Origin of the sequence: Achromobacter sp. HNDS-1, from assembly GCF_040084795.1 — a bacterium.
GTDB classification, from domain to species: domain Bacteria; phylum Pseudomonadota; class Gammaproteobacteria; order Burkholderiales; family Burkholderiaceae_B; genus Achromobacter; species Achromobacter ruhlandii.
The window spans coordinates 3099779-3125241 of sequence record NZ_CP157584.1 but is presented as its reverse complement, the minus strand read 5'-3'; the positions used below and the strand labels follow the sequence as shown (position 1 = coordinate 3125241).

At 65.0% G+C, this 25463-nt stretch carries 28 protein-coding genes; 18 read left to right on the top strand and 10 right to left on the bottom strand.

The genetic code is table 11. The annotated features are described in order from the left end of the window. Nucleotides 1–2: 2 nt before the first annotated feature. Genes ABFG95_RS14560 through ABFG95_RS14550 form a run of 3 tightly spaced genes read right to left on the bottom strand, consistent with a single transcriptional unit; the run spans nt 3 to nt 4194 of the window. On the bottom strand, nt 3–2324 hold the full coding sequence (locus tag ABFG95_RS14560) for a CHASE2 domain-containing protein (protein WP_278993390.1): 2322 nt from the start codon (nt 2322–2324) through the stop codon (nt 3–5). Between the two features lie 10 nt (nt 2325–2334). After that, a complete protein-coding gene (locus tag ABFG95_RS14555; RefSeq protein WP_278993391.1) occupies nt 2335–3444 on the bottom strand; it encodes a FecR domain-containing protein in 1110 nt (369 codons plus the stop codon). A gap of 33 nt (nt 3445–3477) precedes the next feature. After that, complete coding sequence (locus tag ABFG95_RS14550; RefSeq protein ID WP_049077259.1) at nt 3478–4194, bottom strand: response regulator transcription factor; 717 nt, start codon at nt 4192–4194, stop codon at nt 3478–3480. A 317-nt stretch (nt 4195–4511) separates the two neighbouring features. On the opposite strand from ABFG95_RS14550, the gene ABFG95_RS14545 reads away from it, so the two are divergent. The 17 genes from ABFG95_RS14545 to ABFG95_RS14465 all read left to right on the top strand — a co-directional run bounded on the left by ABFG95_RS14545 (nt 4512) and on the right by ABFG95_RS14465 (nt 16342). After that, a complete protein-coding gene (locus tag ABFG95_RS14545) occupies nt 4512–5156 on the top strand; it encodes a winged helix-turn-helix domain-containing protein (RefSeq protein WP_263899455.1) in 645 nt (214 codons plus the stop codon). A 614-nt stretch (nt 5157–5770) separates the two neighbouring features. Then, nucleotides 5771–6148 carry a 30S ribosomal protein S12 gene (rpsL, locus tag ABFG95_RS14540; RefSeq protein WP_005017264.1) on the top strand — a complete coding sequence of 126 codons (378 nt, stop codon included), beginning with the start codon at nt 5771–5773 and terminating at the stop codon, nt 6146–6148. Nucleotides 6149–6323: 175 nt separating this feature from the next. Then, nucleotides 6324–6794 (top strand): 30S ribosomal protein S7, encoded by a 471-nt coding sequence (rpsG, locus tag ABFG95_RS14535; RefSeq protein WP_006389600.1) that lies wholly within the window; start codon nt 6324–6326, stop codon nt 6792–6794. A gap of 18 nt (nt 6795–6812) precedes the next feature. After that, a complete protein-coding gene (gene fusA / locus ABFG95_RS14530; RefSeq protein WP_049077256.1) occupies nt 6813–8915 on the top strand; it encodes an elongation factor G in 2103 nt (700 codons plus the stop codon). Nucleotides 8916–8991: 76 nt separating this feature from the next. Beyond that, complete coding sequence (tuf, locus tag ABFG95_RS14525) at nt 8992–10182, top strand: elongation factor Tu (RefSeq protein WP_054495833.1); 1191 nt, start codon at nt 8992–8994, stop codon at nt 10180–10182. Nucleotides 10183–10256: 74 nt separating this feature from the next. Next, on the top strand, nt 10257–10568 hold the full coding sequence (gene rpsJ / locus ABFG95_RS14520; RefSeq protein WP_003806903.1) for a 30S ribosomal protein S10: 312 nt from the start codon (nt 10257–10259) through the stop codon (nt 10566–10568). Nucleotides 10569–10900: 332 nt separating this feature from the next. Beyond that, on the top strand, nt 10901–11590 hold the full coding sequence (rplC, locus tag ABFG95_RS14515) for a 50S ribosomal protein L3 (RefSeq protein ID WP_006392074.1): 690 nt from the start codon (nt 10901–10903) through the stop codon (nt 11588–11590). Between the two features lie 4 nt (nt 11591–11594). Beyond that, nucleotides 11595–12212, top strand: a complete 618-nt coding sequence (gene rplD / locus ABFG95_RS14510; protein ID WP_006389605.1) for a 50S ribosomal protein L4 — start codon at nt 11595–11597, stop codon at nt 12210–12212. Further along, nucleotides 12209–12505, top strand: coding sequence for a 50S ribosomal protein L23 (rplW, locus tag ABFG95_RS14505; RefSeq protein ID WP_006389606.1), 297 nt, complete (start codon nt 12209–12211; stop codon nt 12503–12505). The genes rplD and rplW overlap by 4 nt, the downstream gene beginning before the upstream one ends. Beyond that, a complete protein-coding gene (rplB, locus tag ABFG95_RS14500) occupies nt 12506–13333 on the top strand; it encodes a 50S ribosomal protein L2 (protein WP_006389607.1) in 828 nt (275 codons plus the stop codon). It begins immediately after the preceding gene. 12 nt (nt 13334–13345) lie between these two features. Then, nucleotides 13346–13621, top strand: coding sequence for a 30S ribosomal protein S19 (gene rpsS / locus ABFG95_RS14495; RefSeq protein WP_006216555.1), 276 nt, complete (start codon nt 13346–13348; stop codon nt 13619–13621). 3 nt (nt 13622–13624) lie between these two features. Beyond that, on the top strand, nt 13625–13954 hold the full coding sequence (gene rplV, locus ABFG95_RS14490) for a 50S ribosomal protein L22 (RefSeq protein WP_006389608.1): 330 nt from the start codon (nt 13625–13627) through the stop codon (nt 13952–13954). 9 nt (nt 13955–13963) lie between these two features. Continuing rightward, the gene (rpsC, locus tag ABFG95_RS14485; RefSeq protein ID WP_006389609.1) at nt 13964–14755 is read left to right on the top strand and encodes a 30S ribosomal protein S3; all 792 of its coding nucleotides are present in this window, start codon (nt 13964–13966) and stop codon (nt 14753–14755) included. Between the two features lie 2 nt (nt 14756–14757). Further along, entirely contained in the window at nt 14758–15174 is a 417-nt protein-coding gene (gene rplP / locus ABFG95_RS14480; RefSeq protein WP_006389610.1) for a 50S ribosomal protein L16, read from the top strand. A gap of 13 nt (nt 15175–15187) precedes the next feature. Beyond that, nucleotides 15188–15379: a 50S ribosomal protein L29 gene (gene rpmC, locus ABFG95_RS14475; protein WP_003806912.1), complete on the top strand. Its 192-nt coding sequence runs from the start codon at nt 15188–15190 to the stop codon at nt 15377–15379. A gap of 2 nt (nt 15380–15381) precedes the next feature. Beyond that, nucleotides 15382–15663 carry a 30S ribosomal protein S17 gene (gene rpsQ / locus ABFG95_RS14470; RefSeq protein ID WP_006216549.1) on the top strand — a complete coding sequence of 94 codons (282 nt, stop codon included), beginning with the start codon at nt 15382–15384 and terminating at the stop codon, nt 15661–15663. A gap of 97 nt (nt 15664–15760) precedes the next feature. Continuing rightward, nucleotides 15761–16342, top strand: a complete 582-nt coding sequence (locus tag ABFG95_RS14465) for a hypothetical protein (protein ID WP_236749500.1) — start codon at nt 15761–15763, stop codon at nt 16340–16342. A gap of 48 nt (nt 16343–16390) precedes the next feature. Here the strand turns inward: ABFG95_RS14465 and ABFG95_RS14460 are convergent, their stop codons facing one another. From ABFG95_RS14460 to ABFG95_RS14435, 6 genes are read right to left on the bottom strand one after another with little or no spacing between them, the layout of a single operon-like run. Further along, entirely contained in the window at nt 16391–17458 is a 1068-nt protein-coding gene (locus ABFG95_RS14460; protein WP_068950490.1) for a branched-chain amino acid ABC transporter permease, read from the bottom strand. Nucleotides 17459–17468: 10 nt separating this feature from the next. Next, on the bottom strand, nt 17469–18479 hold the full coding sequence (locus ABFG95_RS14455; protein ID WP_049077251.1) for a branched-chain amino acid ABC transporter permease: 1011 nt from the start codon (nt 18477–18479) through the stop codon (nt 17469–17471). Further along, nucleotides 18476–19228 (bottom strand): ABC transporter ATP-binding protein, encoded by a 753-nt coding sequence (locus tag ABFG95_RS14450; RefSeq protein WP_278990888.1) that lies wholly within the window; start codon nt 19226–19228, stop codon nt 18476–18478. Before ABFG95_RS14450 ends, ABFG95_RS14455 begins: the two co-directional genes overlap by 4 nt. Next, nucleotides 19225–19995 carry an ABC transporter ATP-binding protein gene (locus ABFG95_RS14445; protein WP_049077248.1) on the bottom strand — a complete coding sequence of 257 codons (771 nt, stop codon included), beginning with the start codon at nt 19993–19995 and terminating at the stop codon, nt 19225–19227. Before ABFG95_RS14445 ends, ABFG95_RS14450 begins: the two co-directional genes overlap by 4 nt. 12 nt (nt 19996–20007) lie before the next feature. Next, complete coding sequence (locus ABFG95_RS14440; protein ID WP_049077246.1) at nt 20008–21180, bottom strand: substrate-binding domain-containing protein; 1173 nt, start codon at nt 21178–21180, stop codon at nt 20008–20010. A gap of 16 nt (nt 21181–21196) precedes the next feature. Beyond that, complete coding sequence (locus ABFG95_RS14435; protein ID WP_278990890.1) at nt 21197–22093, bottom strand: alpha/beta fold hydrolase; 897 nt, start codon at nt 22091–22093, stop codon at nt 21197–21199. 165 nt (nt 22094–22258) lie between these two features. On the opposite strand from ABFG95_RS14435, the gene ABFG95_RS14430 reads away from it, so the two are divergent. After that, nucleotides 22259–23218, top strand: a complete 960-nt coding sequence (locus ABFG95_RS14430; RefSeq protein ID WP_054419978.1) for a helix-turn-helix domain-containing protein — start codon at nt 22259–22261, stop codon at nt 23216–23218. A gap of 70 nt (nt 23219–23288) precedes the next feature. Here ABFG95_RS14430 and ABFG95_RS14425 read toward each other — a convergent pair whose 3' ends face one another. After that, a complete protein-coding gene (locus ABFG95_RS14425) occupies nt 23289–25445 on the bottom strand; it encodes a metallophosphoesterase (RefSeq protein ID WP_278990892.1) in 2157 nt (718 codons plus the stop codon). Nucleotides 25446–25463 lie beyond the last annotated feature (18 nt).

The window sequence follows — 25463 nt, the reverse complement described above, 5'->3', positions numbered from 1 at the left end:
CGTCAGTCCGCGGTTTCCTCGGGCGCCATCGGCAGGCACAGCGTGAACACCGATCCCACGCCCGTTTCGCTCGTCACTTCGACCTCGCCGCCGTGGCGTTGGGCCACGGTGCGCACGAAGGCCAGCCCCAGTCCCGCTCCTCCCACATCGCCGCGCTTGGCCACGCCGACGCGCGAGAAAGGCTCGAACAGGCGCGCCAGGTCCGGCGGCGCGATGCCTTGTCCCTGGTCGCGGATGTGCACGCGCCAATAGCCGGCCGCCTCCTCGATGGCGCAGGTGATGCGGGTGTGGGGCGGACTGTACTTGATGGCGTTGTCGATCAGGTTGCTCAAGGCCCGCATCAGCAGCGTCTGGTCGCCGCGGACGTAGGCCGCCGGCAGCGGCGAGGTCACTTCCAGCACGATGCCGCGCTTGTGCGCGGCCGCCCAGAACTCGTCGACGCCATCCTGCAGCAAGCCGCCCAGGTCCAGGTCGACCGCGTTGATGGCCATCGATTCGGCGCGCGTCAGGTGCACGAAGTCGTCGACCAGATGCAGCGTGCGGTTGGCCAGCGCGGCGATGCGGGTGAGCGTATCGTCGCGGCTATCCGCGGGATCTCCGTCCTGCTTCATTTCGACCAGTGCCAGGATGGAGCTTTGCGGCGCGCGCATGTCGTGCGAGATGAAGCGCAGCGTCTCTTCGCGCTGGCGCTCGGCCTGGCGGATGCCGGAAATATCGGTCAACGTGGCGACGGTGCCCGCGAAATTGCCTTCGGCCGTGTGGATCGGCGCGCACTTCAGGATCAGGTCGCGGCCGGCATGGTCGCGCACCTCCAGGTCGGCGCTCCACGGCGATTGCTCGGCGACCGGCCCCTGGCCGCTCAGCACCTGCGCCACGCGTTGCCGCGTCGGCTCGTCGCCGATGGTTTTCTCCAGCAGGTGGATGGCCGGGTGGCCGACGCGCGGCGGGCGCATACCCAGCCGCTGGAAGTACATCACGGCGGCCTGGTTGCGGAATTGCATGCGGCCGTCCTGGTCGAACACCAACGTCGCATCGGGCATCCCGTCCAGCCCGTCCGCCAGGAAGCGCCGCAGGTTGCGCACGCGCGCCAGCGCGCGCCGCAATTCGCCGACACGGCTTTCGAGCGAAGCGCTGGGCCCGCCGGACTGCGCCCGAGCCTCGTTCAGCACCGGCGGATATTCGCGTTGCAGCCGCCGTAGCTCGTTGTCCATGTAGCGCAGCGCGGCCTCCTGGCTGCGCCAGCTCCATAGCGGATAGCACAGCGCCACGCCCAGCAGCGCGGCAGTCGGCGCAAACCACCGGTAGCTGTGGCCAAGCAGCAGCAGGCTGGCGAGCAGAATCAGCGCCAGCAGGGCGATGTTGACGAGCAGCGCCCGGTTGGGTGACAGGCGCCACAGCGCCAGACAGGCCAACAGCACCGGCAGCGCGGAGAACAGGGCGTTGAGCCAGGGGGCGGCGGGCTGGAAGGCGATGTCGTCATTGGCGGCCTGCAGCAGGTTGGCGATGATCTCTACGCCCGGCATGCCGCTGACGTTGTGCGATACCGGCGTGGTGTAGGCGTCGCCCAGTCCGGTGGCCCAGGCGCCCACCAGGACATATTTTCCGCGCAGCTGTTCGGTCGGCACGTCGCCACGCAATACCGACAGGTACGAGACCGCGCGCGTATGCGCTACCGGTCCCGCGTACGGGATCAGGATGCTGCCGTCCGGGGCGGCGCGCCGCAGCAGCCTGTCGGCCAGCGGCTTCTGTCCGCCTACGTCGAGCATGCTCAACGCGAAATGCTGCCAGCGCTCGCCCCCGTAGCGCGTGGTCAGCACCGCCGATCGCAACACGCCGTCCGCGTCCAGGCTGGCATTGATGAAGCCGCTGCCCGCCGCGGCTTGCGCCAGCAGGGGAATGGGCGTGCTGATCGAGGAAGGGTAGGCCAGACGATCCAGCACGACCGGCAGCACGGTGCGGCCGTTGCGCCGGATGCTGTCGGCGAGGATGGCGTCGTCGCCCGGATGGGTGGTGTCGGGTTCGGCGAAGATAAGGTCCAGGCCGACCGCGCGGGCGTCTCGCAGTCGGTCCAGCAGTGCCGCGTGGACCGCCCGGCGCCAGGGCCAGCGGCCCAACGCGTCGATGCTGGCATCGTCGATCGCGACGATCACGATGTCGGGCGAGATGTCGCGTCCGGTCAGCGCGACGGCGCGGTCATACAGGATCTGGTCGACGCGTCCGAGTCCATTGACCCAGCCGAGCAGCGCCGCCAGCAGCGCCAGCGCCACCGTCAACCACAGGCCTGATCGCGAGGTCCGGTCGATGGGGTCGGCGGCGTCTGCCATGGGCGCCTTTCTAGTATTCGGTCAGCGTCACGAATCCGCCGCTGCCGGTGGCGACGCCCAGCCCGCTGCTGGTCATCAGCTGGCTTACGCCGATGAACGTGGCCATCGCGTCCTCGCCCCCCAGGCCCAGCTCGTCGATGGCGCGCACCGATACATAGAAGGTGCCGGCGCCGGGCGCGCTGAAGCGGATGTCGGGGCTGGGAAAGCGGGTCGAGGAGACCGGCTGCGTTCCCTCGGCATCGCGCGCCACGCGCACCAGGTAGCCCTGCGCGCCGGGCACGGGGGCGAACGTGCTGGTCCAGACCCCGCCGCCGGCGCGCACCGGTTCCGCCAGTTGCGGCGCCGCCAGCAGCGGCCGCACCCCGGCGACATTGCCATCGGCGCCGACGGCCGCGCCATAGCCCTTGGCCACCGCCACCGGCCGTGCCGGCGCCGCGCCGGGCGCGTGCGGCTGCAACCTTACGCTGCCTTCCAGCACTTCGCTGTGCACCCCATGGCTGCCGCTCTGCACCCGAAAACGCGTGCCGCGCACGCCGGTTACGGCAACAGGTGTCCGCACCTCGAAGCGGCCCACGCCCTGGCCCGCGGGGGCGACGCTGGATTCGACACTGCCGCGCTCCACATGGATGACCGAATCGGTCAGGTTGGTGCCTTCGAATTGCCGCAGGCGGGTCAGTTCCACGGAGCCGTCGGCCGGCAGCGTGAGCTTGGAACCGTCGGCCAGTTCCAGCGTCACGAAGCCGTTTGGCGCCGTGACGACCTTGCTGCCTTCGGCCACGTTGGCGCCCGGCTTGAGCGCCTGTCCGTCCAGGTTGGCCTGGCCGCTGACATGCACCACGCGCGCTTGGGCGGCGCGTTCGGGAATCATCGACAGCGGAATGCGCAGCTCCAGCCCGATCGGCAGGCGTTCAGGGGTGGTCACGTTATTGAGCGTCTGCAGCGGGTTCCAGTTGGCCTGGTTGCGCGTGTAGGTCGAAGCGATGTTGATCAGCGTATCGCCAGGGCGCACGCGGTAGATGAAGTTCTCTCCCAGCGCGCCCGCGGGTTGGCTATGCGAGGTTGTTGCGAGCAGCAGGCCGGAAAGCAGGGCAAGCAAAGAAAGCGCGCGGCAGCGGCTCATGACTTTCAATTCTCCAGGTAAGGCCGTCAGGCGCTAGGGCGCGGAGGGCGGGCTATCTTCCGACGCGCTGATCAATTCCAGCCGGTAGCCGAGCGCGTAGGACGAGCTCAGGCGCACGCCATGCTCCGGACGCAGCTGGAGCTTCTGGCGGATGTTCGACAGATGGGTGTCGAGTGTGCGGGAGGTGGCGGGAATCTCGCGATTCCAGACGCATTCGGCCAGCACGTCGCGAGACATCAGCCGGCCCAGGTTGCGGAAAAACAGCAGCGCAAGTTCGAATTCCTTGGGCGCCAGCGCAACCGCCGCGCCATCGAGCGAGATCGTGCGCGCGGCGGGATCGACGCGGTAGTTGGCGACATCGAATGCTTCATCGGCCGGTTCGGCGATCTGGCTGCGGCGCAGTAGTGCCGCGACGCGCGCCAGCAGTTCCAGCGGCCGCAGGGGCTTGACGATGTAATCGTCGGCGCCGGCGCGCAGGCCCTCGACCAGGTCATCCTCGCTGGAACGGTTGGTCAGGAAGATGACGGGAATGCGCGGGCCGATGTTGGCGCGCAACCAGCGCACCACATCGTCGCCATCGATATCAGGCAGGTGCCAGTCCAGCAGCACCAGGTCAAACGATTCATTGCGCAAAGCGGCAAGCAGGTCGCGGCTTTGCTGATAGCTGGTGCAGGTGTATCCGGCGGCAGTCAGGACTTGCTGGATACGTTTCGCCTGGTCCAGGTCGTCTTCCAGCGACGCGATTTTCATCAGACGTGGTCTCGCGAAGGTTGGCTGCGCAAGCGCGCCCTGTGGCGCCCCAATGCAAGAAGAGGAAAGGATTGTGTAATGGAATGATAACTCGCGTCGCGTCACCGTTGGCTACGTTGTGCCAAGAACTGTCAAACATTGCAAACTTGACGAATCTTGACTGGAGTTGTTGCACAACAACCGGTCAAACTGTCCTCAACCTTCCCGCGAACCGGCGCGGTCTGCCGGCACCGGGGGGGCAGAAGGGATGGAAAGAACCTATGAATCAATTGCGCGTACTGATGATGTCGCCGGACGAGGCTGCACGTAACACCGCTGTGTCCGCACTGCTTCAAGCGGGAATTTCGGCCCGCGGCTGTTCGACTTCTCTGGAATTATTTGGCCTGCTCAGCAATGGCACCTACGACGCCGTCGTGCTCAATGTGGGCACGCTCGGCGAAATCGGCTATGCCCTGGTGGCTCGCCTGCATGGCTCCTCGCCCCTGGGCATCGTGGTGATGGGCACCAACCTGTCCCTGGAAACCCGCCTGCGCTGTCTGCAGAGCGGCGCGGACGCCTGCCTGCCGCCGCCGCACGATCCGCGCGAACTGGCCTGCATCCTGCTGGCGCTGGCCCGACGCCTGCCTGCCGGCCAGGACGCCGCCGCGGTCGAGGAGCCCGTGCCAGGTCAATGGGAACTGCGCGACCAGGGCTGGACCCTGGCGGCGCCCTCCGGCACCACGATCTCGCTGTCCGCCAACGAGCGCTTGATCGTGCGGTCGCTGCTGGAAGTGGCGGGCCGGGCAGTCGGTCGCAACGAGTTGGGAGATGAGCTTCGGGTGGAGGGGGGCGGGGCGCGCTCCAGCGGCACGCGCAGCATCGACGTCATCGTCAGCCGTCTGCGCCGCAAGGCCGAGCTGGCCGGGGTGATGTTGCCGATCCGCACCGTCTACGGAAGCGGCTACCTGTTCGCCGACCAATAAACTATCCACGCCCATCGTCACCGGCTACACTGCCGGCTGGCTTGCGGACTCCCGTCCGCCGCCCGGCGCCATGGCGGGCTTGTCGACTCCGGGCCCTCCGGATCGCCATCAATGGGTCGGTCGGTAATTTGGCCCCATTTTTATCGACCTGCGTTTGACCTGCGCTTATCTGGCCGTCTTTTGCCGGCAACGCGCCCGCGCGTTTCGCGCACAAAAGTTTTTGACAGTGCGCCAAGTTCTAAGCTATGCTAAAGGGCTTACTGCTTTATTCGCGCGCAAAGTTTGATGCCAGGAATGGCGATCACGTGTGATCAAGGCGCCAGGAAAGACAGGTCCGGCCAGTCGTTTTCCGGTGAAACGTTCGAATGAACTTCGAACGCAATCATCCGGCGGCCCAAGGCCAAAGGGGTGCGTCACGAGCCCCCGTCATCCGACGCTGCCATCTCCGAAGCATCCGGTTTGTGCGTTTGTCATGGTTTGTTGGCAGGCCCGCTCTTTTACGTATTTGAACGTTTGAGGCGGTCTTGCGCGAGCCGCCTTCTCCAAGAGTCATCGCTTGAGGAGACGAGTACGTAAGTACTTACCAGTGGTACGTAAAAGGGATTTCAAAGGTCATGCCTACCATTAGCCAACTCGTGCGCAAGCCGCGCGAAGTCAGCATCATCAAAAGCAAGAGCCCCGCGCTCGAAAACTGCCCGCAACGCCGCGGCGTGTGCACTCGCGTGTACACCACCACCCCCAAGAAGCCGAACTCCGCTCTGCGTAAGGTTGCCAAAGTGCGTCTGACCAACGGTTACGAAGTCATTTCGTACATCGGCGGTGAAGGCCACAACCTGCAAGAGCACTCGGTGGTTCTGGTGCGTGGCGGTCGTGTGAAGGACTTGCCCGGTGTGCGTTATCACATCGTGCGCGGTTCCCTCGACCTGCAAGGCGTCAAGGATCGCAAGCAAGCCCGCTCGAAGTACGGCGCCAAGCGCCCGAAGAAGGCCTAAGGGTTCGCAACGCGAATCAGCAGTACCCCCGCGTGGCGGCCATCCGTCATTAGGGAAGTGCAACCGCGCCGTCCGCAATACAGGAAGGTGCGCGGCACGTAAGGGGTCGTCTTATTGGACGGCCATGGCCGTGTAATGAAACACGGTTCAACTGAACAGACACAAGGAAGCAACAATGCCCCGTCGTCGCGAAGTACCCAAGCGCGAGATTCTGCCCGATCCCAAGTTCGGCAGCGTCGAACTCGCCAAGTTCATGAACGTCGTCATGCTGGACGGCAAGAAGGCCGTCGCCGAGCGCATCGTCTACGGTGCCCTCGAGCAAGTCGCCACCAAGACCGGCAAGGAGCCGATCGAGGTGTTCAGCCTGGCGATCAACAACATCAAGCCGATCGTCGAAGTGAAGAGCCGCCGCGTTGGCGGTGCCAACTACCAAGTGCCGGTTGAAGTGCGCCCCGTGCGCCGCCTGGCCCTGGCTATGCGTTGGCTCCGTGAAGCCGCCAAGAAGCGTGGCGAGAAGTCGATGGATCTGCGTCTTGCTGGCGAACTGATCGACGCCTCCGAAGGTCGTGGCGCCGCGATGAAGAAGCGCGAAGACACGCACAAGATGGCCGAGGCCAACAAGGCCTTCAGCCATTTCCGCTGGTAATTTAAGGACTAACCCACCATGGCCCGCAAAACCCCGATCGAGCGCTATCGCAACATTGGCATCTCTGCGCACATCGATGCAGGGAAAACCACCACGACCGAACGTATCCTGTTCTACACCGGCGTCAATCACAAGATTGGCGAAGTGCATGATGGCGCCGCCACCATGGACTGGATGGAACAAGAGCAAGAGCGTGGCATCACCATTACGTCGGCTGCTACGACGGCGTTTTGGCGTGGCATGGCCGGCAACTACCCCGAGCACCGCATCAACATCATCGACACCCCGGGGCACGTGGACTTCACCATCGAGGTGGAACGTTCCATGCGCGTCCTGGACGGTGCCTGCATGGTCTACTGCGCGGTGGGTGGTGTTCAGCCCCAGTCCGAAACCGTGTGGCGCCAAGCCAACAAGTACGGCGTGCCGCGTCTGGCGTTCGTCAACAAGATGGACCGTACCGGCGCGAACTTCTTCAAGGTCTATGACCAGCTGAAGACGCGTCTGCGCGCGAACCCCGTGCCCATCGTGATCCCCATCGGCGCCGAAGACACGTTCCAAGGCGTGATCGACCTGGTCAAGATGAAGGCGATCATCTGGGACGAAGCCAGCCAAGGCACCAAGTTCGACTACAAGGACATTCCGGCCGAACTGGAAGGCGCCGCCGCCGAATGGCGCGAAAAGCTGGTTGAAGCCGCCGCCGAATCGTCGGAAGAGCTGATGAACAAGTACCTGGAAACGGGTTCCTTGGACGAAGCCGAAATCAACCTGGCCATCCGTCAACGCACCATCGCTGGCGAAATCCAGCCGATGCTGTGCGGCACCGCCTTCAAGAACAAGGGCGTGCAGCGCATGCTGGACGCGGTCATCGACTACCTGCCTTCGCCCGTGGACATTCCCCCGGTTGACGGCCAGGACGACGATGGCAACGCCATCAACCGCAAGGCTGACGACAACGAGAAGTTCTCGGCGCTGGCGTTCAAGCTGATGAGCGATCCGTTCGTGGGTCAGCTGACCTTCGTGCGCGTCTACTCGGGCGTCCTGAAGTCGGGCGACACGGTCTACAACCCCATCAAGGGCAAGAAGGAACGTATCGGCCGCATCCTGCAGATGCACGCGAACAACCGCGAGGAAATCAAGGAAGTTCTGGCCGGCGACATCGCCGCCGTGGTGGGCCTGAAGGACGTGACGACCGGCGAAACGCTGTGCGACGTCGATTCGCACATCCTGCTGGAGCGCATGGAGTTCCCCGAGCCCGTGATTTCGCAGGCCGTCGAACCCAAGTCGAAGGCTGACCAGGAAAAGATGGGCCTGGCGCTGTCGCGCCTGGCGCAGGAAGATCCGTCGTTCCGCGTGCGCAGCGACGAAGAATCCGGCCAGACCATCATTTCCGGCATGGGCGAGCTGCACCTGGAAATTCTGGTCGACCGCATGAAGCGCGAATTCGGCGTGGAAGCGAACGTCGGCAAGCCCCAGGTGGCCTACCGCGAAACGATCCGCAAGACCTGCGAAGAAGTCGAAGGCAAGTTCGTCAAGCAGTCGGGCGGTCGTGGTCAGTACGGTCACGTGGTCCTGAAGGTCGAGCCGCTCGAGCCGGGCGGTGGCTACGAATTCGTCGACGCCATCAAGGGCGGTGTGGTTCCTCGCGAATTCATCCCCGCGGTGGACAAGGGCATCCAGGAAACGCTGCCTGCCGGCATCCTGGCCGGTTACCCGGTCGTGGACGTCAAGGTCACGCTGTTCTTCGGTTCGTACCACGATGTGGACTCGAACGAAAACGCGTTCAAGATGGCCGGCTCGATGGCGTTCAAGGAAGGCATGCGCAAGGCTAGCCCCGTGCTGCTGGAACCGATGATGGCCGTTGAAGTCGAAACGCCTGAAGACTACGCCGGTACCGTGATGGGCGATCTGTCCTCGCGTCGCGGCATGGTCCAGGGCATGGACGACATGGTCGGTGGTGGCAAGACCATCAAGGCCGAAGTCCCGCTGGCCGAGATGTTCGGTTACGCCACGAACCTGCGTTCGCTGACGCAAGGTCGTGCCACGTACACGATGGAATTCAAGCATTACTCCGAGGCCCCCAAGAACGTCGCTGACGAAGTCATCGCCGCTCGGGCCAAGTAAATAACCCTCGCCGCGACCGCCCACAAGGCGGCGCGGCAAATATCGAAATTTCCTTGAAAGTCAAAGGATAGAGATCATGGCAAAAGGCAAGTTTGAACGCACCAAGCCGCACGTGAACGTCGGCACCATCGGTCACGTCGACCACGGCAAGACCACCCTGACGGCGGCCATCACGACCGTTCTGTCGACCAAGTTCGGTGGCGAAGCCAAGGGCTACGACCAGATCGACGCGGCACCTGAAGAAAAGGCTCGCGGCATCACGATCAACACGGCGCACGTCGAGTACGAAACGGAAACGCGTCACTACGCGCACGTTGACTGCCCGGGCCACGCTGACTACGTCAAGAACATGATCACGGGCGCGGCGCAGATGGACGGCGCGATCCTGGTCGTGTCGGCCGCTGACGGCCCGATGCCGCAAACGCGTGAACACATCCTGCTGAGCCGCCAGGTTGGCGTGCCGTACATCATCGTCTTCCTGAACAAGGCTGACATGGTTGACGACGCCGAGCTGCTCGAGCTGGTGGAAATGGAAGTTCGCGAACTGCTGAGCAAGTACGACTTCCCGGGCGACGACACCCCGATCGTGAAGGGTTCGGCCAAGCTGGCGCTGGAAGGCGACAAGGGCGAACTGGGCGAGCAAGCGATCCTGTCGCTGGCCCAAGCCCTGGACACGTACATCCCGACGCCCGAGCGTGCCGTTGACGGCGCGTTCCTGATGCCGGTCGAAGACGTGTTCTCGATCTCGGGTCGCGGCACCGTGGTGACCGGCCGTATCGAGCGCGGCGTGATCAAGGTCGGCGAAGAAATCGAAATCGTCGGTATCGTCCCGACGGTCAAGACGACCTGCACCGGCGTGGAAATGTTCCGCAAGCTGCTGGACCAAGGTCAAGCCGGCGACAACGTGGGCATCCTGCTGCGCGGCACCAAGCGTGAAGACGTCCAGCGCGGCCAGGTTCTGGCCAAGCCGGGCTCGATCACCCCGCACACGGACTTCACCTCCGAGGTGTACATCCTGTCCAAGGAAGAAGGCGGCCGCCACACCCCGTTCTTCAACGGCTACCGTCCCCAGTTCTACTTCCGCACGACGGACGTGACGGGCACGATCGACCTGCCGGCCGACAAGGAAATGGTCCTGCCGGGCGACAACGTGACGATGACCGTCAAGCTGCTGGCCCCGATCGCCATGGAAGAAGGCCTGCGTTTCGCCATCCGTGAAGGCGGTCGTACCGTCGGCGCCGGCGTCGTCGCCAAGATCCTGAAGTAATCCGGATCACTTAAGCAGCACACAACCAGCGAGGGCCTATCAAAGCCCTCGCCTCTCGTTCTTTAGGAAACGCCATGAAAAACCAAAAGATCCGTATCCGCTTGAAGGCTTTCGATTACAAGCTGATCGATCAATCGGCCGCTGAAATCGTCGACACCGCCAAGCGCACGGGCGCCGTTGTCCGCGGCCCGGTGCCGCTGCCCACGCGTATCCGTCGTTACGACGTGCTGCGTTCGCCGCACGTCAACAAGACGTCGCGTGACCAGTTCGAAATCCGCACCCATCAGCGCCTGATGGACATCGTTGACCCCACCGACAAGACCGTTGACGCCCTGATGCGTCTGGACCTGCCGGCCGGCGTCGACGTCGAAATCGCGCTGCAATAAGGCGCTCCCGGGTCCGCCACCTTCGCCGGTGGGCTCGTGAAGAATGGCCGCAATCCTTCGGGACTGCGGCCATTTTGTTTTTGCGCCACAACCCTGGCGTGCCGGCAGTGGGCATAGGTCCTTTTACGCTAAGTGCTTGTGCTGCCTGAAAAAAACGTGCTAATATGCCAAGCTTGCCATTTTGTGGCAGGTCTAACTATGGTGAGGCGCGCGCAAGTCCGGGATTTTCCGGGCCGGCAACCCCAAGCCAGGTTGAACATAGTCGTAGGGCAAAGGCCGTTACCTTTTGCCTGATTAGCCCCGACCAATCGCAGTCGGGAATGGAGAAAACGATGTCGAATTCGACACCCACGCCCGCCGCTCACCGGCTGGGGCTGGTGGGTCGCAAGGTCGGCATGACCCGCATTTTTACCGAGGAAGGTGAATCCATCCCGGTGACCGTGCTGGACGTGTCGAACAACCGCGTGACCCAAGTTAAGTCGCTGGAAACCGACGGCTACGCCGCGATCCAGGTGGCTTATGGCGCTCGTCGCGCCTCGCGCGTGCCGCAAGCACAAACGGGCCACTACGCCAAGGCCGGCGTTGAAGCCGGTAGCATCCTCAAAGAATTCCGCCTTGATCCCGCTCGCGCCGCTGAATTTGCGGCCGGTTCCGTGATTGCCGTGGAATCGGTGTTCGAAGCCGGCCAACAGGTCGACGTCACGGGCACCACCATTGGTAAGGGCTTTGCCGGTACCATCAAGCGCCACAACTTCGGCTCGCAACGCGCCTCGCACGGTAACTCCCGTTCGCACCGCGTTCCCGGCTCGATCGGCCAAGCTCAAGATCCGGGCCGTATTTTCCCGGGTAAGCGCATGGCGGGTCACCTGGGTGATGTCACCCGCACCGTTCAAAACCTCGACGTCGTTCGCGTTGACGTGGAGCGCGGCCTGCTGCTGGTCAAGGGCGCTGTCCCCGGCCACGCTGGCGCCGATATCGTCGTGCGTCCGGCCATCAAGGCCCCGGCCAAGAAGGGAGCGTAAGTAAATGGATCTCAAGCTCCTGAACGACCAAGGTCAGGCCGCGACTTTCAGCGCGCCCGACACGATCTTCGGCCGTGACTTCAACGAAGCGCTGATTCATCAGATCGTGGTGGCTTTCCAAGCCAACGCCCGTGCCGGCAACCGCGCTCAGAAGGATCGCTCGGAAGTCAAGCACTCGACCAAGAAGCCCTGGCGCCAGAAGGGTACCGGCCGCGCTCGCGCCGGTATGACCTCGTCGCCGCTGTGGCGTGGCGGTGGTCGGATTTTCCCGAACTCGCCGGAAGAGAACTTCAGCCAGAAGGTCAACAAGAAGATGTACCGCGCCGGGATCCGCTCGATCCTGTCGCAGCTGGCTCGCGAAGACCGCATCGCCGTCGTCGAATCGTTCGATCTGGAATCGCCCAAGACCAAGGCTGCCGCTGCAAAGCTGAAGAGCCTGGGCCTGGACTCGGTCCTGATCATCACCGACAACGTCGATGAAAATGTTTACCTCGCCACCCGCAACCTGCCGCACGTTGCCGTTGTCGAGCCCCGTTATGCCGATCCGTTGTCGCTGGTCCACTACAAGAAAGTGCTGATCACCAAGCCGGCCATCGCTCAACTCGAGGAGATGCTGGGATGAACGCTGAACGCTTGATGCAAGTCATTCTGGCTCCGATCGTGACCGAAAAGGCCACGTTCGTCGCTGAGAAGAATCAGCAAGTCGCTTTCCGTGTCGTGGCTGACGCTACCAAGCCGGAAATCAAGGCTGCCGTCGAACTGCTCTTCAAGGTGCAGGTCGAGTCCGTGCAGGTCCTCAACCGTAAGGGCAAAGTCAAGCGCTTTGGCCGATTCGTTGGCCGTCGTCGCGACGAGCGCAAGGCCTACGTTTCGCTCAAGGACGGCCAGGAAATCGACTTTGCGGAGGTGAAGTAAATGGCCCTCGTAAAAGTTAAGCCGACTTCGGCTGGCCGCCGTGGCATGGTGAAGGTTGTCAGCCCGAACCTGCACAAGGGTGAGCCCTACGCGCCGCTGCTGGAAAAGAAGACCCGTGGTTCGGGCCGTAACAACAACGGTCACATCACGATCCGCCACCGTGGCGGCGGTCACAAGCAACACTACCGTGTCGTCGACTTCCGTCGCGACAAGGACGGCATCCCCGCGAAGGTCGAGCGTCTGGAATACGACCCGAACCGTACGGCGCACATCGCTCTGCTGTGCTACGCCGACGGCGAGCGTCGCTACATCATCGCTCCGCGCGGCCTGGAAGTGGGCGCCACGCTGATCTCGGGCATCGAAGCCCCGATCCGCGCCGGCAACACGCTGCCGATCCGCAACATCCCGGTGGGTACGACGATTCACTGCGTCGAAATGCTGCCTGGCAAGGGTGCCCAGATGGTCCGTTCGGCCGGCGCTTCCGCCGTCCTGCTGGCCCGCGAAGGTACCTACGCTCAAGTGCGTCTGCGCTCGGGTGAAGTTCGCCGTGTGCACATCGAATGCCGTGCCACCATCGGTGAAGTCGGTAACGAAGAACACAGCCTGCGCCAAATCGGCAAGGCCGGTGCAATGCGTTGGCGCGGTGTCCGCCCGACGGTTCGTGGCGTGGCCATGAACCCGGTCGACCACCCGCACGGTGGCGGTGAAGGCCGTACCGGTGAAGCACGCGAACCGGTCAGCCCGTGGGGCACTCCGGCGAAGGGTTACAAGACCCGTCGCAACAAGCGGACGAACAATATGATCGTCCAACGGCGCAAGCGCAAGTAAGAGGCGAACACTATGTCACGTTCGATCAAGAAAGGCCCGTTTGTCGATGCTCACCTGATCAAAAAGGTGGACACGGCCGTCGCGGGCAAAGACAAGAAGCCGATCAAGACCTGGTCGCGTCGCTCGACGATCCTGCCCGAGTTCATCGGTCTGACGATCGCTGTGCACAACGGCAAGCAGCATGTTCCCGTTTACATCAACGAGAACATGGTCGGTCACAAGCTGGGCGAGTTCGCGCTGACCCGTACGTTCAAGGGTCACGCCGCGGACAAGAAGGCGAAGAGGTAAGCGATGGAAACTACTGCCATTATCCGTGGGGTTCACATCTCCGCTCAAAAGACGCGTCTGGTTGCGGATCTGATCCGCGGCCAGAAGGTCGGCCGTGCGCTCGAGATCCTCACCTTCTCGCCGAAGAAGGCCGCCGCCATCCTGAAGAAGGCTGTCGAGTCCGCCATCGCCAACGCCGAGCACAACGACGGCGCCGATATCGACGAACTGAAAGTCACCACGATCTTCGTGGACAAGGCTCAGTCGATGAAGCGCTTCTCCGCTCGCGCCAAGGGCCGCGGCAACCGTATCGAGAAGCAGACCTGCCACATCACGGTCAAGGTCGGAGCTTAAGGAGTCACGATGGGTCAGAAAATTCACCCCACTGGGTTCCGTCTCGCGGTCACCCGTAATTGGTCCTCGCGTTGGTTCGCCGACGACAAGGCCTTCGGCAGCATGCTGGCCGAAGACATCCGCGTCCGCGAGTACCTGAAGAAGAAGCTCAAGAGCGCCTCCGTCGGTCGCGTGATCATCGAGCGTCCCGCCAAGAATGCCCGCATCACCGTCTACTCGGCTCGTCCGGGCGTGGTGATCGGCAAGCGCGGCGAAGACATCGAAAGCCTGAAGGCTGATCTGCAGCGCCTGATGGGCGTGCCCGTGCACGTCAACATCGAAGAAATCCGCAAGCCGGAAACCGATGCTCAACTGATCGCCGACTCGATCTCGCAACAGCTCGAGAAGCGCATCATGTTCCGCCGCGCCATGAAGCGCGCGATGCAGAACGCCATGCGTCTGGGTGCCCAAGGCATCAAGATCATGAGCTCGGGCCGTCTGAACGGTATCGAAATTGCTCGCACCGAGTGGTATCGCGAAGGCCGTGTGCCGCTGCACACCCTCAAGGCCAACATCGACTACGGCACCTCCGAAGCCCACACCACGTACGGCGTGATCGGCATCAAGGTCTGGGTCTACAAGGGCGACATGCTGGCCAACGGCGAACTGCCGCCGGAAACCGCCGCCCCGCGTGAAGAAGAACGTCGTCCGCGCCGCGCTCCGCGTGGTGATCGTCCGGACGGTGCTCGCACCGGTCGTCCGGGTGGTCGTGGCCGTGGTCCCCGCAAGGCGGACGCTGCTCCGGCGCCTGAAGGAGAATAACCATGCTGCAACCCTCTCGCAGAAAGTATCGCAAAGAGCAGAAGGGCCGCAACACCGGTCTGGCGACCCGTGGCACCCACGTGTCGTTCGGCGAATTCGGTCTGAAGGCCACCGGCCGTGGCCGTCTGACCGCTCGCCAGATCGAAGCCGCTCGTCGTGCCATCAACCGTCACATCAAGCGCGGCGGCCGCATCTGGATTCGCATTTTCCCGGACAAGCCCATCTCGCAAAAGCCTGCCGAAGTCCGTATGGGTAACGGTAAGGGCAACCCGGAGTACTGGGTCGCCGAGATTCAGCCCGGCAAGGTGCTCTACGAAATGGAAGGGGTTAGCGAAGAGCTCGCGCGTGAAGCTTTCCGCCTGGCCGCTGCCAAGCTGCCGATTTCGACCACGTTCGTCGCGCGTCATATCGGTGCTTAAGGAGTACTAAGACATGAAAGCCAGCGAACTCCGTTCGAAAGACGCCGCCGAGCTCGGCAAAGAGCTCGAAAGCCTGCTGAAGGCACAATTCGGTCTGCGTATGCAGAAGGCCACGCAGCAGCTTGCCAACACCAGCCAGCTGCGTAACGTGCGCCGCGACATCGCGCGCGTGCGTACCTTGCTGACCGAGAAGGCAGGGAAATAAAGATGAGCGAAACTCAAAACACCCAAGTGGCCAAGCGCCAGCGTACGCTGGTCGGCAAGGTCGTCAGCAACAAGATGGACAAGACTGTCGTCGTTCTGGTTGAACGCCGCGTCAAGCACCCCATCTTCGGCAAGATCATCATGCGTTCCGCGAAGTACAAGGCGCACGATGAGTCGAACCAGTACAACGAAGGCGATACGGTTGAAATCGCTGAAGGCCGTCCCATCTCGCGCTCGAAGTCGTGGCGTGTGGTGCGTCTGGTTGAAGCCGCGCGTATCATCTAAGTGAAGATTTCGGAACGGTTCGCCGTTCTGAGGTAAAACGGCAAGGGTTCAGGCCCTTGCCGTTTTTTTTCGTCTCGCGGTTTCGTTTTGGAATGGATTGTCCAAGGACATCATGCGCGGTTTCAGGAAAGCGATTGTGCACGGCGGGTGGGTCGCCATGGGTGCGCTGACGGCAGGTACGGGTGCCCAGGCCGCGGATGCGGAACGAGGCGGGCCGGCGGCGCCGGTGGCTACCGCCCCCGCCGACGCCCAGGCAAGGCCGCCAGGTGTCGTGACGCCCAGCGCCGATCCCGCCGCGATCGGCCGCAACGCGCTCAATGCGGGCCCGGATCCGCGCGTGCGGCTGGATGGCCTGTCGCTCGATCACGCGGCCATCTTCGGCACGCAGGATGAGGATGAACAGGCGTTGCTGGACAACGAACGCGCGCTACAGGCGCAGCAAGAGCAACTGCGTGTCCTGGAGCGGCTGCTGACGCGGAAGCCGGCGGCGACGGACCCGTTTCCACCGGCAATGATCCCGCTGACCACCGGCACGCCTATGAATATGGCGCCGCTCGCGCCCGCGCCCTCCGGCTCGCAATTGGGCGGTGGCGAGGCGCAACGCAGCGTGGACCAGATGCAAAGGCGGGTCAACGAAATGCGGCGTGGCGGCGAGGCGCTGAGGCAGGGACCGCGCTGAGCGCGGCTGTCCCCTCCGGCGATTCCGGCGGGCAAGGGCACGGACGGCTTAGCGCGGCCGGGCCAGCTCCCGCAGGCGTCCGGCGACCCCGGTGGGAAAGTAATACACGGACAGCACGAACAGGATGCCCAGCCACAGCAGCCAGCGGTCGGGTTCGAACAACAGGGCCAACGGTGCCACGCTGCCTACGGCATCGTGGATGACGTGCAGACCGTCCTGCAGGTAGCTTTGCGCGAACACAAACAGGCTGGCGCCGATCACTGCGCCGTACATCGTGCCCATGCCGCCGATCACCACCATCAGCAGGATGTTGAGCATGATCTCGAACGACAGCGAGGTGTCCGGCCCGTTGTAGCGCAGCCAGAGCGCATACAGCGCGCCGGCCAGCGTGGCGAAGGCCGCCGCCAGCAGGTTCGACAGGCTGCGGTACAGCACCGTGCGGTAGCCGATCGCTTCGGCGCGGAACGGATTCTCGCGGATCGCCTGCAGCACGCGGCCGAACGGCGAATTGACGATGCGCAGCAGCATCAGGAACAGCGCCACGCAAACCGCGGCAATCAGATAGTAGGTGATGATGCGGCCATCGATGTTCACGCCGAACAGCGGTTCGGACAGGGGCCGGAAGGCCGGGCGCAGGGCCTGGGGCACCTTGAAGTTCAGTCCGTCCTCGCCGCCTGTCAGGTCGGACAGCTGTGACACCAGGGTCTGGAATGCCGCCGCCACTGCCAGCGTGATCATGGCGTAGAAGATGGCGCGAACACGCAGGCTGGCCAGGCCGATGATGAGGGCGAACACCAGCGACACGGCTAGGCCCGCGGCCGTGCCCGTCAGCACCGCCAGCCAACCGGCCTCCATGCGGACGCTGGCGATTGCCACGCCGTAGGCGCCGATGCCGAAGAACATGGTGTGGGCGAAGCTGACGATGCCGGTATAACCCAGCAGCAGATCGTAGCTGGCGACCAGGATCACAAATACCAGGATCTTGGCCGCCACGGCCAGCGACTTGGGGCCGGGAAACAGGAAGGGCGCCGCGGCCAGCGCGACGACGATGACGATCAGCATGACCGCCAGCAGCGTGCTGCGCGGAGGATCGCCGGATAGCAGGCGGAAGGACATGGGGCGATTCCTAGCGATTCGTGACCGGGTACACGCCTTGCGGGCGCCACAGCAGGATGGCGACCATCAGCGCGATGTTCGAGAACAGCGCGGCCTTGGGCATCAGGAAGCCGGTGTAGTTGGCCATCAAGCCGACCAGCAGCGCGCCGATCAGGCAGCCCACCGTCGAGCCCAGCCCGCCGATCATGATGACGATGAAGATCAGCACGTTCACCTGCGCGCCCAACTGCGGCACGATGGATTGCTGGTACAGGCCCCACAGCACGCCGCCCAGGCCGGCGAGCATCGAGCCGGCCACGAATACGCCGACGAACAGATGGCGGATGCGGTAGCCCAGGCTCTCGACCATCTCGCGGTCCTCGACCCCGGCGCGGATCAGCAGGCCGAGCTTGGTGCGGTTGAGCAGCCACAGCATGCCGCCCAGCACCGCCAGGCCCACCACCAGCGCGACGATGCGGAATTTCTCGATGGCGGCGTCGCCGACCAGCAGCGCGCCGCGCAACGCTTCGGGCAGGGGCAGCGACAGCGTCTGCGGACCCCACAGCATCTTGATGATCTCTTCGCCGATGATCATGCCGCCCATGGTGATGAGGATCTGCTTGAGGTGCTGGCCATAGACCGGCCGCACGATCACGCGCTCGAACGCCACGCCCACCGCGCCGGCCACCAGCATGCCGACGATCATGGCGGGCAGCACCGCGGCCAGGTTCAGCCACAGGCTGCCGGTCTGGGTCCAGTCGGACATCGCGCCAAGCACCGTGGCCGCCATGTAGGCGCCGATCGCAATGAACAGGCCATGGCCGAAGTTCAGCACGTCCATCAGGCCGAACACCAGCGTCATGCCGGAGGCCACGATGAAGATGATCATGCCCATCGCCAGGCCGGCGAAGGTCAGCGTCACCCAGGTCGAGAACGAGCCGACCAGCGGCAGCGCGATGGCGGCCAGCGCCAGCACCAGCAGCACCGGGCGCAGGTCCGCGCGGGTTTGCGGCAGCGGCGTATCGATATCGGCGGCGCTCATTGGTGCGCTCCCAGCGACAGGCCCAGCAGGCGGGTCTGCAGCGCGTCGTCGTGCGCCAGCTCGGCCATGCCGCCGGCGTGCACCACCCGGCCGTTGTCCATGACCGCGACGTGGTCGCCCACCTGGCGCGCGAAATTGAAGTTCTGCTCCACCAGCAGGATGGTGGTGGAGGCCTGCTTGAGTTCCATGAAGGCGTCGATCATGTTCTGGATGATGGCGGGCGCCAGGCCCTTGCTGGGCTCGTCGACCAGCAGCAGGCGGCGCGGCTCGATGATGGCGCGCGCCACGGCCAGCATCTGCTTCTGGCCGCCCGACAGCTTGCCGGCGGGGTACAGCCAGAATTTGCGCAGCGCGGGGAAGAAGCCGAAGATCCATTCCAGCCGCGCGGTGTCCAGCTGCGCGGCGCTTCGCGCCTGGCGCGCGGCCAGCAGGATGTTCTCTTTCACCGACAGGTCGGCGAAGATGCCCATGTTCTCCGGCACGTAGGCGATGCCCTGGCGCGCCATGTCGGGCGGCGAGGTGCGCACGCCCGGACCGCCGACCGCGGCGCCGTCAAAGCCGATGTGGCCCTGTGTCGCCTTCCACAGGCCCATGATGGTGCGCAGCGTGGTGGTCTTGCCCGCGCCATTGCGGCCCAGCAGCATGGTGACGCCCGCGGCGGGAACCGCCAGGTCCACGCCGTGCAGGATGTGATACGCGCCGATGTGCGTGTGCACGTCCTTCAGTTCCAGCAAGGTGGCCGCGCTCATGTCGTCTTCTCCGGCAGGGCGGCGCCCAGGTAGGCCTGCTGCACGATCGGCGAGGCGATCACCTCGGCGGGCTCGCCGTCGGCCATCAATTCGCCGTTGTGCAGCACCACGATGCGGTCCGCCAGTTCGCGCACCACGTCCATCTTGTGTTCCACCAGCAGGATCGTCTTGGACGCGTCGGCCTTGATCTCGCGGATCAGGTCCAGCACCACGGGCACGTCGTCCACGCTCATGCCAGCGGTGGGTTCGTCGAACATGAACACCTGCGGCTCCAGCGCGATCAGCATGGCGATCTCGAGCTTGCGCTGGTCGCCGTGCGGCAGGTCGGCCGCGGCCTGGTCGCGGCGGGCCGTCAGGCGGGTGCGTTCGAGCAGCGCGTCGGCGCGCGCCAGCAGCGCCCGGTCATCGTCCCAGGTGCGCCAGAAGCGGATCTGGCGCCAGCCCAGGCCCTGCTGGCGCGATTGCAGCGCCAGCCGCACGTTCTCGCGCACCGACAGGCGCGGGAACAGCTGCGTCAGCTGGAAGGCGCGCCCCAGGCCGGCATGCATGCGCGCCGGCGCCGACAGCCCGGTCAGGTCGCGGCCGTTCAGGTGCACCGAACCGGCGCTGGCGCGCAGTTGCCCCGAGATCAGGTTGAAATAGGTGGTCTTGCCCGCGCCGTTGGGCCCGACGATGGCCGTCAGGCTGCCCGGCGCGAAGCGGCAGCTCACCGCGTTGACGGCCACGTGGCCGCCGAAGCGGATCGTGAGCGATTGGGTTTCCAGCATGAAGGGCAGGGCTCAGCGTTTGTTCTGGATCGGCACCGCCATCTGGTCGGGCGTGATTTCCTTGACCAGATCCTGCACCGCCCACGGCACCGAGGCGTCGTTCTTGATGCGGAAGTGGTACATCGACTGCATGGCCTGGTGGTCTTCCGGGCGGAAGGTCATCTTGCCCTTGGGCGTGTCGAAGCTCATGCCTTCCATCGTCTTGATGAGCGTGTCGGTGTCGCTCTTGCCGGCGCTCTTGTTCAGCGCCGTCACAATGGCGATGGCGGCCGACATGCCGCCGGCGGTGAAGAAGTCCGGCGGCTGGCCGTAGCGCTTCTGGTGCTCGGCCACCAGCCAGTCGTTGATCGGGTTCTTGGGGATGCCGTAGTAGTAATAGGTCGCGCCTTCCATGCCGGCCAGCGATTTGAGCGGCGTCATCGCGGCCAACGTGTTGCCGCCGGTGGCGATCTCGATGCCGAAGCGCTTGGGGTCGAGATCGGCGATCTTGAACGGATTGCCGGCGCCGGCCCACAGGATGAAGATGATCTTGCGGCCCGGCTTGTCCTTGAGCGCGTCGAACAGGCGTTGCGCGCCGGCGGTGAAGTCGGTGGCGTTGGCCGGCAGGTATTCCTCGTGCACGATCCTGGCCTGCTTGAGCGCGCCCTTGAAGGCCTTGACGCCGTCGCGGCCGAACGCGTAGTCCTGCGCCAGCATGGCGATGGACGTATCCGGCTGGTCGAAGGCGACAGCGTTGGCGATGGCGTCCTGCGACGAATTGCGGCCGGTGCGGAAGATGTACTTGTTCCACTTGTCGCCGGTGATCGAGTCGGCCACCGCGGGTTCCACCAGCAGGATCTTCTCGTATTCCTCGGCGATCGGCAGCATGGCCAGCGCCACGCCCGACGAGGTCGGGCCCACCGCGATGTCGGCGTTGTCATCGGCGTAGGCCGAGGCGAGCTGGGCGCGAGCAACGTCGGGCTTGCCCTGGTTGTCCTTCTCGATCACGCGGATCTTGCGCCCGGCCACCGTCATGGTGCCTTGCGTGGCGTATTCCAGGCCCAGCATCAGGCCGTTGTGGGTCTGCTTGGCGTAGGCCTCCAGCGGCCCGGTCTTGTCGTAGACGTGCGCCACGACGAAGTCCTTGGCCATGGCGGCCGAACTCAGGCACAGGCCGGCCAGCGCGGCGAGCAGGATGCGTTTCATGGGAGTCTCCTTGGTTCTAGTAGGCGCCGGCGGCTGCGTCGGCGGCCGGCGTGGCGAGAAATTGGCGGACGGCCTCGATCTGCGGCTCGACGTTCAAGGCCGGCGCATGACCGCAGTCAGGGAAGTCGATGCGCCGGGCGCGCGGGCCGCGGCGGGTCATGGCCTCGGCGACCTCGGGCAGCAGCAGGTCGGAATCGGCGCCGCGCAGCAGCAACAGCGGCAGGCGCAGCGTGTCGTATTCGGCCCAGCGTTCATAGTCCGCCGGGTGGTGGTGGAACTGGCCGACGATGGCCGGATCGTAATGCGCCGTGACGCGGCCGTCGGGCAGGCGGCGCACCGAGGTCTCGGCCATGCGGCGCCATTGCTCGTCGCTCTGCCAGCCATACGGCTTGTAGGCGGCGCGCAGCCAGGTCTCCAGCTCGGTGACAGTGTCGAAGGCCGGCGGGTTGCCGGCATAGGCCAGAATGCGGTCGATGGCCGGCTGCGGCAGCGACGGCCCGATGTCGTTGACCACCAGGTGCGAGATGCGGTCCTTGAGCGTGGTGGCGGCGGCGTACATGCCGGTGGCGCCGCCCATCGAGGTGCCGACCCAGCGCACCCGGTCCAGCCCCAGGCCGTCGAGCAGGGCGCGCGCCAGCCGGGCGTAGAAGTCCAGCCGGTACTCGGCCACCGGATCGGGGCTCCATTGCGACAGTCCGCGCCCGATCGTGTCGGGGCAGAGGATGCGGTAGTCGCCGGCCAGCGCCTGCGCCAGCTCGTCGAAGTCGCGGCCGGTCCGGGCCAGGCCGTGCCACATGATGAGCGTGGGGGCGTCCGGGCGGCCCCATTCGGTGTAATGCAGCTCGCGGCCTTCGCAGCGCAGATAGCGCGAAGCCGGCGTGTGGCGAGCGGCCTGTGCGGGCGCGTTGGCCATGCGTCTCCTCCCGGGTTGTCCAGGTTGTATGCTTGTGGCGCTGACTATAGACTTGCGCCAGGCGCGGCCACAATGCGCCGGACCACCCGCGGCAGGGTGAGTCAAGAATATGTAGACGCAGGGTCACGAGCCCCCGCCGACCCTCGCGAACCAGGAGACCGCGCCATGCCCGACACGGAATTCGCCACTTCGGCCATCGCTGGCGTCGAGCGGTACGAGCAATGGCGCGCGGCCCTGTCGGATGCCTTCGGGCCGTTCGAGGTGCACCACGGCCAGGCCGGCCAGTTCGCCGGCCACGTGCGCTATGTGCGGCGCGCCAGCCTGCAGTTCAACGACCTGCACTATCAGGGACAGAAGATCGAGCGCACCGCCGGCAATGCCTCGCGGCTGGACCAGGAGTTCTACACCTTCGGCCTGCCGCTGGCCGGGCCGCTGGCCGTGGTGCAGCAGGGCCGCGAGTTCCAGGTCGAGCCCGGCTGCGTCTACCTGATGAACCAGAGCCTGCCTTACCAGGCCACCGCGCTCGGCGCCGACGGCTACCGCAGCCTGAGCGTGTCGTTCCCGCGCAGCGCGCTGTCGCAGCGCGATTCGCGCATCGGCCCCTTCTACAAGCTGCGCGTCGATGACGGGTCGCCGCGCGGCGCGATGCTGGCCAGCTACATGGACCACCTTTTCAAGGGGCTGGACGGCTGGTCGCCGGCGGAGGCGGCCGAACTGGGCGAACGGCTGATCGACCTGATCGTGCTGTTCCTGGTGCAGCCGGGGCAGGGCCACGCCTCGGAAGCCGACAGCAGCGTGACCATGGCGCATCGCCAGCGCGCCATGGCCTACATCCGCCAGCACCTGGCTGACCCGGCGCTGTCGCCGCAGCGGGTGGCGCAGGGCTGCGGCCTGTCGGTGGCCTACCTGCACCGCATCTTCCAGGCGGGCGACCTGTCGGTGGAAAGCTTCGTCTTCGACCAGCGCCTGGAGCGCTGCCGCGAATTGCTGCTGAACCCGGCGCAACGCCACCGCGGCATCGCCGAGCTGGCGTACCAGGCCGGCTTCGCCCATCCCTCGCATTTCAGCCGGCTGTTCAAGCGCCGCTTCGGCGTGTCGCCGCGCGAATGGCGCGCGCGCGGCTAGGTTCGCGCCGCGCAATGAAAAGGCCCGCTCGCGCGGGCCTTGTCGCATCGGGCTAGCGCCCCGTGTTCGATCAGAACGGTGACGGCGTGGCTGACAGGTTGACCAGGCTGTTGGTCTTCAGGTCCAGGCGGATGTGCTCGGACGGCAGGCCATCGGCCAGCTTCAGCATGATCGCCATCAGCGGCTTGAAGCGCGCCTTGAACATGTCGGCCGGGGTGTTGGCGTCGCTGACCCGGTCGCCGTTCATCTGCATGCTGGCGTTGGTCTGGCTCAGGGCCTGGGCCAGCAGCTTGTACTGGCTGGCGCGCTGCGCCGGGATGTCGGCGTAGGCCAGGTCGCCGGCGTTGGCCAGGCGCACGAAGTCGCCCGCCATGTCCAGCGCCTTCCACCTGGCAAAGTCGGCCAGCTGCATGCCGTTGGCCTGCGCCAGCGCCTGGGCGCGGGTGGTGGCGTCGGCCATGTCGCCGGCGAAGGCCGGGTTGCTGGCGGTCGGGCCGCCCGCGACGTACAGGCAGTTGAAGAACTCGGGCGTCAGCTGGGCGCGGTCGCCGGTGTTCTGCAGTTCGCCCAGCGTCACCGAAGTGCGCAGCTGCGACAGCACCAGCAGGTCGGCGCCGGTCAGCGGGCTCTTGACCAGCTCGCGCATTTCGCAGCGCCAGTCATCGTTCAGCAGGCGCAGGCGCACCAGTTCGCTCATGTAGCGGTAGTTGAAGTCGCCGTAGTCCTTGGCATCCAGAATCGACACGTCCCAGCGCGGCGGCACGGTGTAGGCGTGCTCGGCGCGGTAAAGGTCGAACAGTTCGTCAAAGCGCGGCACCTTGTCCAGGCGGATGGTCTGCAGCTCGATCTGGTCGGGGCCTTGCATCGTCATCAGCTTGTAGGCCGGCACGTAGGCCGCCATCGACGGCGCCTGGATGTTGAACAGCGCCTTGTCGCCGCCGTAGTTGCGCGACGCGGTGTCGTTGAAGTGCATGTGGCCGCCCACGTGCACCTTCAGGCCGGTGTCGGCCAGCGCGCGCGTGGTGTTCTCGGCCGGGCGGCGCACCATCTGCATCTTGTTGGCGCCCAGCAGCGCCTCGATATCGTCCGAGGCGCCGTTGAAGAACTCGGTCATCGGGAAATGGCTGAACGCCACTACCTGCTTGCCCTGCGCCTTGCCGCGCGCCACCACGTCGGCCAGCCACTTGATGACGTGCGCCTTGTGCGTGAGCATCTTGTTGTAGCCCTGGTCGCCCGAGCCGGTGAAGTCGTTGGCGCCGTTGCCGGTCGGCACGTAGACGTTCGCGTCGATGCCGACCAGCCACACGCCCTTGACCGGCTCGACCACGTACGAGGTGTCCGGCACCATCTTGCAGAAGGTGTAGTTGGCCGGCTTGTTCGGGCCGCCGGTGCCTTGCGCGCAGATCTCGTACTGGCGGTTGATCCAGCTGGCCTGCGACAACGCGGTGTTGTAGTTGTAGTCCTCGTACTTGTAGCTGCTGTACGGGGTCTCGTAGTACAGGTATTCGGGCTTGGGCATGAAGCCGTGCTGGGTCAGGGCCTCGGTGATGCCCGCGTAGCCCATGTGCAGCACCTCCTCGGTGCAGTAGGTATCGCCCACGCGCGCCCAGTCGCCGGCATAGGGCGTGCTGCAGGCGGCGTTGCCGCCGCGGCTGTAGATCGGCTGCGAGAAGCCGATCGCGCCCGTCGTCGGATCGAGGCCCAGGTAGTCGCTTTTGCCGTTGGCCTGGTTGAACGGCCGCACCGGGTCATGGTTGCCGGGGGCGGCGAAGAACTGGATGCCATGCTTGCGCGTGTAATCGTCCATGATCTTGACCAGGCCGCGCATGTGCACCGGCTGGCCGTCGTCGGAGAAGTCGCCGGGAAGGGCGATGTACTTCACGCCACGCGCCACCGCGTCGTCCAGCGCGGCCAGGAAGGCGAAGTAGTTCTCGTTGAACAGGCGCGTCGAGGTCAGCTGCGCGTACATCGTGCGGATGGTGGCGTTGTCGCCGCGCTTGGGATTCGGGATGCCCGGGAACGAGCCGTCCTTGAAGTCCGCGTAGACATCGTGGAAATGGATGTCCGGCATGAAGGCGACCTGCACCGCGGCGGGTTGCGCCACCGGCGGCGTCTCGGCAACCGGGGAGGTGTCGTTGTCGTCGTCCTTGTCGCCGCCACAGGCGGCCACCAGGCTGATGAGCGCGGCCGCGCCCAGCGCGCGCGCGCTTTGCTGATATCGATGCATTGTGCTTCTCGGGTTGGA